Genomic DNA, 16,106 nt, shown 5'->3' on the forward strand with positions numbered 1-16,106 from the left:
ATCTGATTGCGCCCATGTTCATTGCTGGCCAGCCATGGAACAAGCGTAATTTCGACCCGCTATCGATGAGTTTTACGAATGAATCCGCGCACCCTCACACCGTCCATGTCGCTGCTGCTGGCTTTCGAGGCCGCCGCTCGACACGAGAGCTACACCCGCGCCGCCCATGAACTGTCACTGACGCAGAGCGCGGTCAGCCGTCAGGTACAGATTCTCGAGAAGATGCTGGGCATGCGCTTGTTCAGCCGCGAAGGCCGGCAGGTGGTGCTGACGGATGTCGGGCGCATGTATCAGCGCGAACTCAGCGAAGCCCTTGGGCAGATTCGCAGCGCAACCTTGCAGGCAATGGCGTTTGGTTCGGGCATCCACAGCCTGCGCCTGGCGACGCTGCCGACCTTCGGCTCGAAATGGCTGCTTCCACGGCTTAAGGATTTCTACACGGCGCACCCGGGCATGACCGTGCACCTGCACTCGCGGATCGAAACCATCGACTTCGATACCAGCGAAATCGACGCCGCCATCTGCGTCGGCGGCGGAGAATGGCCAGGCCTGACCGCCCTGCCCCTGCACACCGAAGAACTGGTGGCCATTGCCAGCGCGCAGTTGTCGGCACCTGAACGCGACGAAGCTGAGCAGCACATTGCCGGGCAGTTGCTGCTCAACGTCAGCAGCAATGCCCAGGCATGGGCGGAATGGTTCAGCCATCACCAACTTGCGCATCGCAGCATGCGGATCGGGCCGAGCTTCGAAATGACCTCGCACTTGATTCAGGCGGTACGCGCCAATATCGGTGTTGGCCTGGTGCCGCGAATTCTGGTCGAAGACGAATTGCTCAAGGGCGAATTGCTGCAACTGGGCGAGCCGATTACCAGCCGACGCAGCTATTACCTGGTGTACCCGCCGCGTAATGAGAATTTGCCTTCGTTGAAGGCGTTCAGGGATTGGCTGATTGATACCCTCTGAAGGATCGAGTCGCGGCCATTCGCGAGCAGGCTCGCTCCCACAGGGAAACGTATGTCAAGTGTGGGAGCGAGCCTGCTCGCGAAGAAGCCAGTCGCAACGAACTTAAAACCTCGGCTTGACCGCCCGCCAATCCGCCTTGTACCGCTGCATCTGCCGCACATCATCCCTCTGGCGAATCCCGCACGTCAGGTACTGGTCATGCAGCTTGGCCAGTTGCTCATGGTCCAGTTCCAGCCCCAACCCCGGCGCACGGCTGATCTTCACACAGCCATCGACAATCGGCAGCTTGCCGCCCTTGATCACTTCCTCGTCCGGCTCCTGCCACGGGTAATGGGTGTCGCAGGCGTAATCCAGATTCGGCACCGCCGCCGCGACGTGCGCCATGGCCATCAGGCTGATGCCCAGGTGCGAGTTGGAATGCATCGACACGCCGAGGCCAAACACATCGCACATTTTCGCCAGCGTCTGCGTATCCCGCAGGCCACCCCAGTAATGGTGGTCGGCGAGGACGATTTGCACGCTGTTCTGCGCAACGCTGCGGCGGAACTCGTCGAAATCGGTGACGACCATATTGGTCGCCAAGGGCAGACCGGTGCGCTTGTGCAGTTCGGCCATGCCATCAAGGCCCGGGGTCGGGTCTTCGTAATACTGCAGATCATCGCCGAGCAGTTCGGCCATGCGAATCGCTGTCTCCAGCGACCAGTTGCCGTTCGGATCGATGCGCAGCGGAAATCCCTGAAAGGCTTTCTTCAGTGCCTTGATGCACGCCACCTCATGCTCCGGCGGCAAGGTGCCGGCCTTGAGCTTGATGCTCTTGAAACCGTACGCCTCGATCATCCGCGCTGCCTGCGCGACGATCTGTTGCTCGCTCAGCGCCTCGCCCCAGTTGTCCGGCTTGTAGGGGGACTCGATATGTTCGGCGTATTTGAAAAACAGGTAGGCGCTGAACGGCACTTCATCGCGGATCGCTCCGCCGAGCAGGTCCACCAGCGGCACGTTCAGGTAGTGCGCCTGCAAATCGAGAAACGCCACTTCGAATGCCGAGTAGGCATTGCTCACCGCTTTGCTGGCGTGGGAACCGGGGGCCAGTTCGGCACCAGCGACGCCGGCGGGTTTATTCGCCGCCACGGTGGCCTGCACGATCGCGCGCAATTGATTGAGGTTGAACGGATCGAGGCCGATCAACTGGCTCTGCAATTGTTGCTGGATCGCCAGCGCCGGGGCATCGCCGTAGCTTTCGCCGAGGCCGATGTAGCCGTTGTCACTTTCAATCTCGATGATCGAACGCAGAGCAAAGGGTTCGTGGATGCCGCTGGCGTTGAGCAGTGGCGGATCGCGAAAGGCAATCGGGGTGACGCTGACACGGGTGATTTTCAAGATAACGCTCCTGACAGATCAACAATCGATTCAGTGGCTCGCAGCCGGACGAGCCGGCGCCACAACGGCGGCTTCGTCACTTGGCTTTGCCGGGGTTTTACCTTTGGCGCCAGGCGCCGTGCGGGCGAAGAAGATCACCACGGCAGCGATCAGCGATGTCGCCGCCAGGCCATACAGGCCGCCCTCGATGGAGCCGGTGGTTTGTTCAAGGATGCCGAACGCGGTCGGCGCGACGAAGCCGCCAAGGTTGCCGATGGAGTTGATCAGCGCGATCACCGCCGCAGCAATGCGCGCATCCAGATAGCTCTGCGGAATCGGCCAGAACAGCGCCGACGCCGCTTTGAAACCGATGGCGGCGAAGCAGATCGCGACAAAGGCAAACACCGGCCCGCCGGTGGTCGACATGAACATACCGATGGCGGCGATTACCAGGGTCAGCGCGACCCAGGCCTGCTGGAATTTCCACTTGCCGGCCAGCGCCGCGAAGCCGTACATGGCGACAATCGAAATGATCCACGGAATGGAGTTGAGCAGCCCGACCTGGAAATCACCGAGGTTGCCCATCTTCTTGATCATGCTCGGTAGCCAGAAGGTTGCGCCGTAGATGGTCAGGGCAATGGAAAAGTAGATGAAGCAGAACAGCGCGATCTGCCGGTCGGCCAACAGCTTGAACATCGACGGCTTGGCGACTTGTACCGCTTCGCGAGCGCGCTGCTCCTCGGCAATCGCCGCGACCAGCGCTTCACGCTCCTCCTCGCTCAGCCACTTGGCTTGGCGCGGGTGCGATTGCAGCCAGAACCAAACGAAAGCACACAGCACCACCGACGCTGCGCCTTCGATCAGAAACATCCACTGCCAGCCGTGCATGCCCAATCCGCTGATATGCAACAGCGCACCGGACACCGGGCCGGAAATGACCGAGGCAATCGCCGAGCCGCTAAGGAACACCGCCATGGTTTTGCCGCGCTCGGACGCTGGCAGCCATTGGGTGAAGTAGTAAATGATTCCCGGGAAGAACCCGGCCTCAGCCGCGCCAAGAATAAAGCGCAGTACGTAGAAACTGGTTTCGCCCTGAACAAAGGCCATGGCCATGGCCGCAGCGCCCCAGGTAAACATGATCCGCGTCAGCCAGACCCGCGCGCCGTAGCGCTGCAACAGCATGTTCGACGGCACTTCGAACAGCGCATAACCGATGAAAAACAATCCGGCGCCAAGTCCATAAGCCGCTGCGCCAATGCCCAGATCGGTCTCCAGATGACTGCGCACGAAACCGATATTGACCCGGTCGATGTAGTTGACGATGAACATCACCACGAACAGCGGCAGTACGTGGCGTTTGACCTTGGCGGCGGCGCGGGCGAGCACCGTGATGTCCGGCGGACTCTGGAGGGTTTTCAAGGGGCGACTCCCGATCTTGTTTTTTTAGGGATGACTTGAAGCAATGAGCCGATCATGGACGTCGTGCATTGATCCCGTCTAATCTAAACAGGCATTCGATTGATACCTGGATTAGATCAATGTTCGAACTCACCCAACTGCGCTGCTTTACCACGGTCGCCACCGAACTCAACTTCCGCCGCGCCGCCGAGCGTCTGAACATGACGCAGCCGCCGCTGAGCCGGCAGATCCAGTTGCTGGAGCATCACCTTGGCGTCGAGCTGTTCACCCGCAGCACACGCAGTGTTGCGCTGACGGCGGCAGGCCGGGCATTTTTCGTTGAAGCGCAGAATCTGCTGGAGCGCGCCCAGCAAGCAGCGATCACCGCACGCCGGTTTGCCGAGGGCGATATTGGTTCGGTAAACATCGCGTTTGTCGGCAGCGCGGTGTATGAGTTTTTGCCCAAGGTGATCGCCGAAGCGCGACTTAAACAGCCCCAGGTGAAAATCGATCTGGCAGAGATGAACACCTATCAACAGCACGAGGCGTTGCGAGCTCGCCGTATCGACCTGGGCATCGCACGGGCGCCATTGCAGGAACCGGGCTATGCCACCGAATGCCTGGTGCGCGAACCATTTGTGCTGGCAGTGCCCAGCGGGCACAAGTTGGCAAACGCGACTGAAGTGTCTGTCGCCGATCTGGATAAACAACCGTTCCTGATGTACTCCCATGAAGCCTATCCGCCGTTCAACGAACTGTTGACCGGCACGCTACGCTCAGCGCGGGTGGCGCCGGATTACGTGCAGTGGCTGGGCTCGTCGCTGACGATTCTGGCGCTGGTCAACGCTGGCATGGGTCTGGCGCTGGTACCGCGTTGCGCTACCAGCGTGGTGTTCAGGAATGTGGTGTTTCGCGAGATCGATCTGGGCGAAGGGGTGCAAAGCGAACTGCATCTGATCTGGCGGGAGAACAATGACAACCCGGCGTTCGCGATGTTGCTGGAGGCGATTCGCCGGGCGGTGGTGCAGGGTTGGGGCTGAAAATTATTGTGGCAACCTGTATTTGAGCGGAGGCGGAGCGCTCGGGGCTTTGATCAACGGCTCCTCCAGCGGCTTGCCGTCAGGCCCTGTGAACAGGCGTTCGTATTGCTTTGGCATTGGTCGCGGTGCTCTTGCAGTCGTCATGATGAACCCTCTGATACCGGGCTGAATTCAACCCACTTAACTTGCGCGGAATCTATCAGCAAAATTTCGGCACCAAAAGGAGTCGACTTGCCATCGTCATTGACCCAACGTGGATTCTGCATCACGAACTGGCCGCAACTGGATTCGGACGGCCACTCGACAGGCCAGCCAAACACGCGCCTCTCGTCATGTAAATGCAGGGTTATGAACCGGTCGAATTGGGCAAAGGCGCAGAACCATTCACTGGGGAAAGAAGATTGTTTCGTGACGTTTCGCTTACGTAACCAGCCGTGCAATTTGTCACTCGTAGCCAGGTAACAGGCAAACAATCCCAGCATCAGCGAAAACACAAATGCCCAGAGCCTTTGCGCCCGATCATCCCAGTTTCCTAATGAAAAACCCTTCGAGCCAATCCACAAACAGAGGTTGCCCACCGCCAACACCGCGCCCTGAATCACAAAAGTAAATATCAGCGCCTGCACGATCTGGCCGAACGTATCCGGTCGCTTGAATGCCGTAAGTGAATAGAAGATCCAGGTCGATAGAAAACCTGGGATTAGATACTGCAACAGCGGAATGATGTCCTTGACCAGATCATCCATGATCCGAGGCTCCTTTCAGTCATGCCGAACCCGTCACGGGCCGACATTCAAAGCCTAGTCAAGGATTCGGCAGCGCCTCGCGGGCAACTGTCACAGCTCATTGCGAGCGTTTGGCTGGAGTCTCCATCCGATGAAAAAAGGCAGACATCGAACTTCGGTGTCTGCCTTTTTTGAGATCCGGGCGCCCGGTTACAGGCAATCACGCACCGATTGGCGCAGCGATCCGGACTTGGCCCACGGCGGCCCCTGGTAGAGGGACACCTTGCTGCCGTCCTTGTATTTGACGATATCGAGAATCTCATCCGCCGTGATAATGCTCGGCGCGGTAATCCGGTAGCCGTTGGAAATCGACGTCTGCGAGGTCCTGGCAACATCCTTCTGCCACAACGGTAACAAACACGCAGCATATTCCTTGGGTGGCTTGTCACTGGTCTTGCTGAGGTTTGGCTCGCCCGGCACCAGCGACGCCGGTAACGAGCACCCCGTCAACAGAGCAAGTGCCAGACTGCCGATCCATACGCGCATGTTGTTTACCTGTGCGGAAAAAAGCTGAATGTACCGTTTAACTGCTTGCACATCCATCGTGGCAACCCGCCGTTACCGGCGTTTGGACAATTTTTCACATCGGTTCAGCCGGGCGTCAGATGACTTGGCCGCATCCGGGAAAATGCGACTACTCTTTTCTACCGAGAACGTTCAGGAGGTGATCATGCGGCTCAATGAATACGAACACGAACTTCAACGGGATTTGCAAAGCGTGGCGTCGGACCTGAGATGGTCGGCGGTCGATCTCAAGCGCATCGCTGAACAACTGCGTAAATCCGGCAACGAGGCAGACGCCCAGACCGTGTTGCGGTCGTGCGAAATCCTGCAAAGCGACGAAGAGAGATTGCAGATCTATGCCAAGGAGGTAAAAGCCCGGACCATCAGCCGAATCAAGGTGCACTGACAAGCGTTCCAAAGCCACAAATAAGAAGCCCCGGTCAAGACCGGGGCTCTTTCGTTACACAGCCTCAACCGCCATTGTGGCTTTGACCCTGCCGGGAGCGCTTTTTGTAACCGGGAAGCGCCGCCGCATAGGCCATCGCTTCCTCCCTGCTGGTGAATGACGCCAACCGGTCGCCCAGGGTGCAGACCCGCCATGGGCCGTTGTTCACGCTTAGCACGTCATAACCGTTCATGCGCAGCTTGTTCAGCATTGGAATGCTCATAAGCACCTCCATTTCGTCAACGGTGTTTTCGGTGTACGGGCTTACCTTACACCCGCTCCCCGCTGCGGTGTGAACCGGATTCACCGTGGCACATGTCAATTCACTGGCACTTTTTGCTATGCAAATGGCTCCGAATCAAGAAGGAACCTTTAAAACCGCCTGCGGCTCGAATATTGCAGTTTGATTACAGATTTATGACACACATCAACAGGGCAATCATGAAAGTACGCGCCACCGTCATTTGCGAACAGGATCGCCATATCCTCCTGGTCCGCAAACCCCGCCATCACTGGTCATTGCCCGGCGGCAAGGTCGAACCCGGGGAAACCCGTGCGGCGGCAGCCGTGCGCGAGTTGCAGGAGGAAACCGGGCTCAATGCTGAGGACGTCCTGTACCTGATGGACTTTCAGGCGGGAAGTACGCGACATCATGTGTATGAGGCTTCGGTGGTCAACATCGACGACGTGCGCCCGCAGAATGAAATCGTCGATTGCATCTGGTATCCGCTCGATGCCCTGCACAATCTTGAAACCAACGACGCGACACGGCGCATCGTGCAGGCCTTTCAACGCCGTTTATGACAATCAGCCGGCGAACGCCCGGCGACCGGCGCTGATTTCCGTGCGCAACTCACCGATGAAATTGGAAATATCGCGAATCGTCACCAGATGTTCGGGAGAAACGCCGTCAAGCAACAACTCGACACGCCCACTGCCCGGCTCATACACCTTGATCCGCAACAGACCTTGTCCGGTCGGTGTGCAATCACACTTGAACGTGGGGAAGCCTGACTCGACGATCCGGCAAATATCGGCAATGGCAAGCATGGACGGGCGCCTCGCAGGCGGAGAATCGATCCATCGAGCATAGACCCACGGTCTGTTAATTGCCCGCTCGGGAATGCCAAGCCGATCACAACTCACTCACGTCATTCAATGCGCATCATGATCCCAGATCCAGTTCCACATACCGGGCAGATTCACCGGCTCAGCGCTTTGCTGAACCGTACGCGCCAACGCGGCTTTTTCCATTGCGGCCTGATTGTCGTAGAACGGCTTGTCCGCCAGTCTGACCCCGGTCGCCGCCGCGCTATCGAGCAGAATCTGCAGATATTCGCGAGTGTGGCGCGCGGTGTATCGATTGAGATCATGGAACGTCACCACGACCGGAATCACGCCATCCACGGTCGGCAATTGACCCACCGCGATGCGCTCGCGCACTTCCGATAACTGCCGCAGCATGTTCGCCCGACGCCGAGGGCTGGCGTTGAAGCCCCAGATCTTGCCGTCGTTGGCACTCAGGTCCGTGAGCAAGACGTGCAAGCCGTGTTTTTGATAGGCCGCAAATGTGCGTTTGTCGTAATTCCAGAACGGTGGGCGCAACAGCCTGGGCGGCGCCCCGGTGATAGCGGCAATGTCAGCACTGCCATCGGTCAGCGACTGCTCCAGTTCTTGTGGATCAAGCGAGCGGTGGTTGGTGTGCCAGTGAGTCGCTGTGTGAAAGGCGAGGATATGTCCCTCGGCGTGCTCACGACGCATCAGGCTGCGACCGATCTCGCTGTCGCCTGCCCTGGGTGCTCGGGTCTGCGCGAAAAACACGGCTTTGATGTTTGGCTGCAGCGGATTGCTTTTGAGGCTGTCGAGCACCGTCGCCGTGGGATTCCACCATCCTGAAGCGCTGGGGCCATCGTCAAACGTCAGCAGAAAACGTACGGGGGCCTGAGCCTTCAGGCGCGTTTCGGTTTGCGTGGTCATTTCAATCGGCGCGGCGATGCAACCGGCCAGACCGAGCGCGATGAGCGCAACACAAAGAAGTTTGCATCCGGATGTCATGTCTTGCCCCGAGGCCGCGGCCGTGGTGTTGTCGAATGGCAAACCTCCCTCGCCTTTGTCCATCCCTGCGCGGCTATCCGCGAGCGCAGGTTGGATAAGGTACACAGGGTTTGGTTCCGGTGCTGGTTTCAGTGCGTCATCGGCCAGGCACATCGGCATGTCCGACTAGACTCAAATTTCCTCAAGGAGATTTCAGCCATGTGCGGAAGACTCACGCAGTACCGTGGGATTCACGATTTCGTCGCGGTGCTCAGCATCCCCGATGCGTTGATCAATCACGTTGGCGATGCGCCGCTCAATCGCTACAACGCAGCGCCCACCACTGCGCTGGCGGTTCTGCACCAGCACGAACAGGCCATTCATGCCGACAATCTGCGCTGGGGCTGGCGGCCGCATTGGGCCAAGGATCGTGCCGCGCCCATCAACGCACGGGTGGAAAAAGTCGCCCACGGCGCGTTCTTCCGGGCGATCTGGCGGCAGCGGCTGATTGTGCCGGTCGACAACTGGTTTGAGTGGGTTGATACCGGGGAAAAATCCCGCCAGCCCTGGTTGATTCGTCGGGCGGATCAGGCTCCGGTTTTCTGTGCTGGTATCGGCCAGTTTCCGGCACCGGGGGTTGCGCCGAGGGAGGACGACGGGTTCGTCATCATCACCGCTGACAGCCTGGGCGGCCTGCTCGATATTCACGACCGCCGCCCAGTGGTCTTCGATTCGACGCGGGCTCGGGAATGGCTTGATCCGGCTACGCCGCTGGAACGCGCCGAGCAGATGCTGCTGTTTGAAGGCGAGCCCAGTGATGCCTTCGAATGGTACAAAGTCGGCAAAGCGGTCGGTAATACGCGTAATCAAGGTGCGCAATTGATAGAACGAGTCGACTAAATAATTACTTCACTGCTGCGTTAATCAAGCGAGCCCGTCACTGAATCCCGCGCGTTACAAAAAGTGTTTCAACCGCGATACAACCCCCATAAAACAGCCGTTTGAGCGAATCAACCGCCTGTCAGACATTTCGACAGTCATACATACATTTCCCCGCGCTGCGGATAGCATGCGCGCCGCCTTTCCGATTGGTATACCAGTTGACCAAAGAGTCAAAGAAATCAGGAATCCATCAACAACTTTCAAGCCTTGCAGAGAAATAAGTGAGCGACGATTTTGCAATCAAACAGGTCAGCGGCCTGAAGTGTGTCCATCTGTCCAAGACAGAACGCCTGGAACTCGACTGTTTTATCGGCCATTACATCAAGACCCGAAACCTGCACAGCGTGCCCGATATCGAACGCACCCTGCGCAGCACCCTCGAGGGTTATCCCGGCCATCCGCCGGTGATGGTCAATGAGCTCAATGCGTGGATCGATCGAACGTTGGGGTATCGAGCGACCTACCCGGATTTCACGCAGCTGGAAGACTTCTGAAACGCGAAGAGCCCCGCTGATGCGGGGCTCTTCGTATGCGCTGTTCAAGGTTTCAGAGGACGCTCCTGATCGCGGTCCGACAGCTCGCGGCTGTCATCATGCTTCCAGGTTTTTTCCTGCCTCTTCTGCTGCTCGATTTCTTCTTCCGTTGGCTCATCATCTTCCGCGCGCGTTTGCTCAGTTGCCATGTGCACCTCACCTCAGAACAGTTGATGATCGTTAAAGGGTAGAACACTTTTGCGCGCCCAGATTCACCAACGCATTTTGTCCCGCGCGGCGTACCATAGCGCCATCTCCCCTTACGTCAGGAAGACGCCATGCTGTACCGAATCGCCGCCGACGGGCTGGTGCTGTTTCACTTGTGTTTCATCTTGTTCGTACTGTTCGGCGGGCTGCTGGTGCTGCGCTGGCCACGGTTGATGTGGCTGCACCTGCCGGCGGCTGCCTGGGGCGTAGCGGTCGAGGTGTTGCACCTGACTTGTCCGTTGACCTACTGGGAAAACCTCATGCGCCACGCGGCCGGGCAGACCGAATACGCCGGCGGTTTCATTGAGCATTACATCTGGCCGATCATCTACCCGGCCGGTCTGACGCCGCAGATTCAACTGGCACTTGGCAGCGTGGTGCTGGCGGTCAACCTGTTGGTGTACGCACGACTGCTGCGTTCGTGGAAACTGCGCCGCGCCCGGCGCATTCCGTTTTAACGCGAGGCCGGTTTCAACGTTTCCAGCCACTGCGGATCGAAGCGTGGCTGGTCAGGATCAAGGCCCAGCGCCTGCATCCGCGCCTTGTGCTGTGCGACTTCGTCACGCAGTTGTCCATGATCGCTGGAGTTGCCGTCCAGCTCATGCATCTGCAGCAGTCCCAAGTGGTAGAAACGCAACACCTTCATCGCCGTCGGATCGTTGTTCTGCGCCGCCGCTGTTACCTGATGCATCACATTGGTGATGCTCATCAGATTGCGCTTGAGGCGCCAGCTGTACACCGCCGGGGCCATCCAGGTCTGATGCCAGAAACGTCCGCGCAACAGCGCCGCCGTCAGCAGAAACGCCACAAATACCCCGCCCACGTTGAATCGCAGGTTATCCCCGTCGGGTTCACCGAACACTGCCACCGCAACCGAGGAAAACAGCATGGCCAGCAGCAGAAACAGCACGGCGACGATAATCGTGCTGCGGCGGGTCTGCTGACGAAAGGTAGCGGGGTCCATCGGCTGAATCTCGAACATCGAAAATGACTTCCTTGAGTGGCAAAACGCGCAACGGAAAAAACTCGCCAGCGCATTATCGCATCGCACCGGGTTTTAGCTATGCTGGGGCTCCTTTTCATCTTTTCAAAGTCCAACGGGACATGGCGGTATAGCGCAGATCGTGCCATCTTCATTCATGGATACACACTATTCGGATGCCATCCGCTGCGTTGTGGATGACATCGTTTTAAGGATCACTGCATGACCCAACGACACGTAATCAATGCCTCGGTCAGCCCGAAAGGCAGTCTGGAAACCCTTTCTCAACGTGAAGTCCAGCAACTGAGCGAAGCCGGATCCGGCAGTACCTATACCCTCTTCCGCCAGTGCGCCCTGGCCATCCTCAACACCGGCGCGCATGTCGACAATGCCAAGACCATCCTCGAAGCCTACAAGGACTTCGAAATCCGTATTCACCAACAGGATCGCGGCGTACGCCTGGAGCTGCTGAACGCTCCGGCCGACGCGTTCGTCGACGGCGAGATGATCGCCAGCACCCGCGAAATGCTCTTCAGCGCCCTGCGCGACATCGTCTACACCGAGAACGAACTCGACAGCCAGCGCATCGACCTGAGCAATTCCCAAGGCATCAGCGATTACGTGTTCCACCTGCTGCGCAACGCGCGCACCCTGCGCCCGGGCGTCGAGCCGAAGATCGTGGTGTGCTGGGGCGGCCACTCGATCAACACCGAAGAATACAAATACACCAAGAAGGTCGGCCATGAACTGGGCCTGCGCAGCCTCGACATCTGTACTGGCTGTGGCCCTGGCGTAATGAAAGGTCCGATGAAAGGCGCGACCATTGCCCATGCCAAACAGCGCATTCACGGCGGTCGCTACCTCGGCCTGACCGAGCCAGGCATCATCGCCGCCGAAGCGCCGAACCCGATCGTCAATGAGCTGGTGATCCTGCCGGACATCGAAAAACGTCTGGAAGCCTTCGTCCGTGTCGGCCACGGCATCATCATTTTCCCGGGCGGCGCCGGTACGGCCGAAGAGTTCCTGTACCTGCTCGGCATCCTGATGCACCCGGACAATGAAGGTCTGCCGTTCCCGGTGATCCTCACCGGGCCGAAGCATGCCGCGCCGTATCTGGAACAGCTGGATGCGTTTGTCATCGCGACCCTCGGCGAAGAAGCCAAACAGCATTACGAGATCATCATCGATGATCCGGCCGAAGTGGCGCGGCAGATGACTCAAGGCTTGAAAGCGGTGAAGCAGTTCCGCCGCGAGCGTAACGATGCGTTTCATTTCAACTGGCTGTTGAAGATCGATGAGGGCTTCCAGCGTCCGTTCGATCCGACCCACGAAAACATGGCCAACCTGAAACTGCACCGCGACCAGCCACCGCATGAACTGGCGGCCAATCTGCGTCGGGCGTTTTCCGGGATCGTCGCCGGTAACGTCAAGGACAAGGGCATTCGCCTGATCGAAGAGCACGGGCCGTATCAGATCCGTGGCGATGCGGCGATCATGCAGCCGCTTGATGCACTGCTCAAAGCCTTCGTCGCCCAGCACCGGATGAAACTTCCGGGTGGCGCGGCGTATGTGCCTTGCTACCGGGTCGTCGCATAATCTCAAGCCGTCACAAAAGCCCAATGTGGGAGCTGGCTTGCCAGCGATAGCGGTCTTTCATTCAACAGAGACGTTGAATCAGATGACGCTTTCGCGAGCAAGCTCGCTCCCACAGGATTTATGGTGTGCCGCAAATTGTAGTAACAACCTGAATCCCATTGTGGGAGCGAGCCTGCTCGCGAAGAGGCCCAAGAAAAACACATCAGTCTCTCAGGCTATCCACCAACCGCCGAGCCAACGCTTTAGCCTGCGCAGCGACGTCCGTCACTGCCGTACTCTCCCACCACATCCCGCGCAACGGCGGGCCCATGGCAAACAGCTGACTACTCACCCGCCCTTCGGCACCCACCACTGCGCCGTCCTTTGCCGAGATCCCCAGCGCCAACGGCCCCGGCCGCACCAGCCCCCGCGCCAGCAACTGCTGTGGCAACGGTCGTGCGACTCGCCGCCAGTCGTATTCAATACCGCTGGAGTTGATCAGCGCCGCACCACTTACAGTAGATGTTTCAGCCTCACCCCGAGGACGGATGCGAATGGTCACAGCATCGCCAGCGCCGGGCTCAATGCCCTTGAATGACGCGGCGTGAATGCGCAAGCGTCCTTCCTTGTGCAGCCGTTCGATTAACTCGGCACTCAGTGGCGGCGAACGATGGTGGTGACTCTCCCACCATGGCCGTACATGCCGTACGAATTGTCGACGCTGCACGTCAGTCGCCTGACTCCACAACCGCGCGATATGCGCGCGAACCGTATCCAGCGGCGCCTGCCAGTCGATGCCTTGGGCGATTGCGTCGCGACAATGTCGGCGCAATTCGCGCACCAACTGGCGTGGCGTGCGGATGCTGTGATCTGCTGCCAGAAAATCCACCCAGGCCGGCGGTTGACGGCGCACGTGCGGCAGCAGGCCATGCCGGGAGAATACCTCGATCGGCCCACGGTGCCCGGCCTGCTCCAGCGACACCACGGCATCGACCATGGTCAGACCGGAGCCGATGATCACCACGGTGGACTGCGGGTCGAGTTCGCGCATGGCCGCCACATCCCAGGGATCAAGCGCTGCGGCGTTAAGGCCACTGGATTGCGTCTGCGGCGTGCGAGCGGCGGGAAACATGCCGGTGGCCAGCACCGCCTGCGACCCACGCAAAATCCGGCCATCACTCAAGGTGAGCTGCGTTGAGCCGGAATCGCTTTGCAGGTCGACGGCTTCAGCACAAATATGTTCAACGGTCGAACCTTGCAGCGCGCCCACCGCCCGGGCCTCAGCCAGACGCTGTTGCACATAGACCCCGAACAGGCCGCGCGGCGGAAACAGCTCACTGACCGGCACATCCTGCTCGGCAGATTCCGGCCAGCCGCCGCCGGCAATATGCGCGGTCAGCCACTGCGTCAGATCATCAGGATTATCCGGATCGACGCTCATCCGCGCCGCGTTGCCGTTCAGCGTATGTCCCAACTCGACTGCGCTGTAAGCCTCACCACGTCCCAGTTCAGCGCGAGGCTCGATGATGAGAATCTTTCGTTGCCCCGGCAACCGGAGCAATTGCACTGCCAGCATCGTGCCGCTAAGGCCGCCGCCGATGATCAGAATGTCCGCAGGCTGCTCCATTCAGATCACCACATTACGCACGAACCGCGCAGCCACATCGCCATCGTTGCGGTAGGCATGCGGTTGATTGCTGGCGAACATGAAAAACTCTCCTTTGTTGATGTACTGCGGCTGATCCCCGAGCATCAGCGTCAGGCAACCCTCAAATACGTAGATCTGCTCGCTCCAGCCATCGGCGTCCGGTTGTGACGGATAAACTTCGCCCGGTTGCAGGCACCACTCCCATTGCTCGACTTCGCGGCTCGCGGTGGCTTTGGACAGTAGCACGGCCCTGCTGCCCGCAATCGTGCCAGCCCAGGCAACCTCGTTGATACGGCTCGGATCGCGCGCATCGTGCGCCTGGATCAGATCACTGAACGCAACGTCGAGCGCTTCGGCGACGCGATCAAGCGTGGTCAGGCTGACATTCTTTTCCCCCGCCTCGATCGCCACCAGCATCCGTCGGCTGACCCCGGACTTTTCCGCCAGTGCGGTCTGGCTCATATCCGCCGCATGCCGCAGGCGTCGAACGTTCTGGCTGACGTGTTGCAGGACGGAGGCTCGCTGAGTCGAATCTTTGTGCACTATATTGCTCACTCGGTGGGGTTGGGCAGTATACTGCGCAACGTTGGCGGCATTGTGCGGCCTCCCTTTTAATGTGCGCAAGGTCATGATGTCGCCAAACAATTCTGCGTCCCGAATCCGCTTTTCCCGCTTCAGCAAAGCCGAGTGCGTGCTGGTGCTGATCACCATGATCTGGGGCGGCACGTTTCTGATTGTGCAACATGCCATGACGGTCAGCGGCCCGATGTTTTTTGTCGGCCTGCGCTTTGCCGCCGCGGCGGCGATCGTGGCGATGTTCTCCTGGCGTCATCTGCGCGAACTGACCTTGTTCGAAGTCAAGGCAGGGTCGTTCATCGGTGTAGCGATCATGCTCGGTTACGGCCTGCAGACGGTCGGATTGCAAAGTATTCCGAGCAGTCAGTCGGCGTTCATTACCGCGCTGTATGTGCCGTTTGTGCCGCTGCTGCAATGGCTGGTACTTGGCCGTCGCCCAGGATTGATGCCGAGCATCGGTATCATGTTGGCGTTTACCGGGTTGATGCTGTTGTCGGGTCCTTCGGGGGCGGCGTTGAATTTCAGTCCGGGAGAAATTTCGACCTTGATCAGCGCCGTTGCGATTGCTGCTGAAATCATTTTGATCAGCACTTTCGCCGGGCAGGTTGATGTGCGGCGGGTGACGGTGGTGCAACTGGCGGTGACGGCGGTGTTGTCGTTCTTGCTGGTGGTCCCGACCGGTGAAGTGATTCCGGAATTTTCCTGGTTGTTGCTGGTGACCGCTTTGGGTCTGGGCGCAGCAAGTGCGGCGATTCAGGTGGCGATGAACTGGGCGCAGAAGAGTGTTTCGCCGACTCGGGCGACGTTGATCTATGCCGGTGAACCGGTGTGGGCCGGGATTGTCGGACGGATTGCCGGAGAGCGCTTGCCGGCGATTGCACTGGTGGGCGCCGGGCTGATTGTGGCGGCGGTGATTGTCAGTGAGTTGAAGACCAAGGGAAGGTCCACCGAGGCAGAAGCTGAGCTGGAGCGGGAAACGCAGGCGTGACCCGCAATCTTTTCTGGCTGCTCGCGAAAGCGCCGCACCATTGTTGCCCCTGAAACAACGCCAAACACAAAATTCCGGACTACTTTGTAGGATTCTGAGACATCCTCGCGTTTGGTGATCAGGGAGCTGG

General features: G+C 59.0%; 20 protein-coding genes. 9 read left to right on the forward strand and 11 right to left on the reverse strand.

Going from position 1 to position 16,106, the window contains the following annotated elements:
- Positions 1-78: 78 nt before the first annotated feature.
- Positions 79-963 carry a LysR substrate-binding domain-containing protein gene (locus tag AB4N41_RS23795; RefSeq protein WP_056789299.1) on the forward strand — a complete coding sequence of 295 codons (885 nt, stop codon included), beginning with the start codon at positions 79-81 and terminating at the stop codon, positions 961-963.
- Between the two features lie 102 nt (positions 964-1,065).
- On the opposite strand, the gene AB4N41_RS23800 is transcribed toward AB4N41_RS23795, so the two are convergent.
- Positions 1,066-2,340, reverse strand: a complete 1,275-nt coding sequence (locus AB4N41_RS23800) for a glucarate dehydratase family protein (RefSeq protein WP_460138111.1) — start codon at positions 2,338-2,340, stop codon at positions 1,066-1,068.
- Positions 2,341-2,370: 30 nt separating this feature from the next.
- Entirely contained in the window at positions 2,371-3,738 is a 1,368-nt protein-coding gene (locus AB4N41_RS23805; RefSeq protein ID WP_460138112.1) for an MFS transporter, read from the reverse strand.
- Positions 3,739-3,857: 119 nt separating this feature from the next.
- On the opposite strand from AB4N41_RS23805, the gene AB4N41_RS23810 reads away from it, so the two are divergent.
- Complete coding sequence (locus AB4N41_RS23810) at positions 3,858-4,757, forward strand: LysR family transcriptional regulator (RefSeq protein ID WP_056789291.1); 900 nt, start codon at positions 3,858-3,860, stop codon at positions 4,755-4,757.
- A 140-nt stretch (positions 4,758-4,897) separates the two neighbouring features.
- Here AB4N41_RS23810 and AB4N41_RS23815 read toward each other — a convergent pair whose 3' ends face one another.
- Together AB4N41_RS23815 and AB4N41_RS23820 are read right to left on the reverse strand one after the other, a co-directional pair.
- Positions 4,898-5,503: a DUF6338 family protein gene (locus AB4N41_RS23815; RefSeq protein ID WP_353187599.1), complete on the reverse strand. Its 606-nt coding sequence runs from the start codon at positions 5,501-5,503 to the stop codon at positions 4,898-4,900.
- Positions 5,504-5,692: 189 nt separating this feature from the next.
- On the reverse strand, positions 5,693-6,028 hold the full coding sequence (locus tag AB4N41_RS23820) for a hypothetical protein (RefSeq protein WP_150635055.1): 336 nt from the start codon (positions 6,026-6,028) through the stop codon (positions 5,693-5,695).
- A gap of 184 nt (positions 6,029-6,212) precedes the next feature.
- On the opposite strand from AB4N41_RS23820, the gene AB4N41_RS23825 reads away from it, so the two are divergent.
- Positions 6,213-6,452, forward strand: coding sequence for a hypothetical protein (locus AB4N41_RS23825; RefSeq protein WP_041480783.1), 240 nt, complete (start codon positions 6,213-6,215; stop codon positions 6,450-6,452).
- A 64-nt stretch (positions 6,453-6,516) separates the two neighbouring features.
- On the opposite strand, the gene AB4N41_RS23830 is transcribed toward AB4N41_RS23825, so the two are convergent.
- Positions 6,517-6,714 carry a DUF2188 domain-containing protein gene (locus tag AB4N41_RS23830; protein WP_095180231.1) on the reverse strand — a complete coding sequence of 66 codons (198 nt, stop codon included), beginning with the start codon at positions 6,712-6,714 and terminating at the stop codon, positions 6,517-6,519.
- Between the two features lie 218 nt (positions 6,715-6,932).
- On the opposite strand from AB4N41_RS23830, the gene AB4N41_RS23835 reads away from it, so the two are divergent.
- Positions 6,933-7,295, forward strand: coding sequence for an NUDIX hydrolase (locus AB4N41_RS23835; protein ID WP_460138113.1), 363 nt, complete (start codon positions 6,933-6,935; stop codon positions 7,293-7,295).
- Between the two features lie 3 nt (positions 7,296-7,298).
- Here the strand turns inward: AB4N41_RS23835 and AB4N41_RS23840 are convergent, their stop codons facing one another.
- Both AB4N41_RS23840 and AB4N41_RS23845 read right to left on the reverse strand, forming a co-directional pair.
- Complete coding sequence (locus AB4N41_RS23840) at positions 7,299-7,541, reverse strand: DUF1652 domain-containing protein (protein WP_016775073.1); 243 nt, start codon at positions 7,539-7,541, stop codon at positions 7,299-7,301.
- A gap of 105 nt (positions 7,542-7,646) precedes the next feature.
- Positions 7,647-8,546 (reverse strand): polysaccharide deacetylase family protein, encoded by a 900-nt coding sequence (locus tag AB4N41_RS23845; RefSeq protein ID WP_252876473.1) that lies wholly within the window; start codon positions 8,544-8,546, stop codon positions 7,647-7,649.
- Between the two features lie 198 nt (positions 8,547-8,744).
- Between AB4N41_RS23845 and AB4N41_RS23850 the strand changes: the two genes are divergently transcribed.
- Positions 8,745-9,425: an SOS response-associated peptidase gene (locus AB4N41_RS23850; protein WP_041480789.1), complete on the forward strand. Its 681-nt coding sequence runs from the start codon at positions 8,745-8,747 to the stop codon at positions 9,423-9,425.
- Positions 9,426-9,688: 263 nt separating this feature from the next.
- A complete protein-coding gene (locus tag AB4N41_RS23855) occupies positions 9,689-9,961 on the forward strand; it encodes a hypothetical protein (RefSeq protein ID WP_041480791.1) in 273 nt (90 codons plus the stop codon).
- 44 nt (positions 9,962-10,005) lie between these two features.
- On the opposite strand, the gene AB4N41_RS23860 is transcribed toward AB4N41_RS23855, so the two are convergent.
- Complete coding sequence (locus AB4N41_RS23860; RefSeq protein ID WP_164488351.1) at positions 10,006-10,149, reverse strand: hypothetical protein; 144 nt, start codon at positions 10,147-10,149, stop codon at positions 10,006-10,008.
- A 129-nt stretch (positions 10,150-10,278) separates the two neighbouring features.
- On the opposite strand from AB4N41_RS23860, the gene AB4N41_RS23865 reads away from it, so the two are divergent.
- Positions 10,279-10,665, forward strand: coding sequence for a DUF2784 domain-containing protein (locus tag AB4N41_RS23865; protein WP_041480792.1), 387 nt, complete (start codon positions 10,279-10,281; stop codon positions 10,663-10,665).
- Here the strand turns inward: AB4N41_RS23865 and AB4N41_RS23870 are convergent.
- Complete coding sequence (locus AB4N41_RS23870; protein WP_310216520.1) at positions 10,662-11,189, reverse strand: DUF3087 domain-containing protein; 528 nt, start codon at positions 11,187-11,189, stop codon at positions 10,662-10,664. The two genes, AB4N41_RS23865 and AB4N41_RS23870, sit on opposite strands and share 4 nt — an antisense overlap.
- A gap of 222 nt (positions 11,190-11,411) precedes the next feature.
- On the opposite strand from AB4N41_RS23870, the gene ppnN reads away from it, so the two are divergent.
- Positions 11,412-12,785, forward strand: a complete 1,374-nt coding sequence (ppnN, locus tag AB4N41_RS23875) for a nucleotide 5'-monophosphate nucleosidase PpnN (protein ID WP_056789275.1) — start codon at positions 11,412-11,414, stop codon at positions 12,783-12,785.
- Between the two features lie 202 nt (positions 12,786-12,987).
- On the opposite strand, the gene AB4N41_RS23880 is transcribed toward ppnN, so the two are convergent.
- Both AB4N41_RS23880 and AB4N41_RS23885 read right to left on the reverse strand, forming a co-directional pair.
- A complete protein-coding gene (locus tag AB4N41_RS23880; RefSeq protein ID WP_252867774.1) occupies positions 12,988-14,391 on the reverse strand; it encodes an FAD/NAD(P)-binding protein in 1,404 nt (467 codons plus the stop codon).
- Positions 14,392-14,955 carry a helix-turn-helix domain-containing protein gene (locus AB4N41_RS23885; RefSeq protein WP_076562418.1) on the reverse strand — a complete coding sequence of 188 codons (564 nt, stop codon included), beginning with the start codon at positions 14,953-14,955 and terminating at the stop codon, positions 14,392-14,394.
- A gap of 85 nt (positions 14,956-15,040) precedes the next feature.
- Between AB4N41_RS23885 and AB4N41_RS23890 the strand changes: the two genes are divergently transcribed.
- Entirely contained in the window at positions 15,041-15,976 is a 936-nt protein-coding gene (locus AB4N41_RS23890; RefSeq protein ID WP_252867775.1) for a DMT family transporter, read from the forward strand.
- Positions 15,977-16,106 lie beyond the last annotated feature (130 nt).

It is taken from the genome of Pseudomonas sp. S2_A10 (assembly GCF_054668465.1).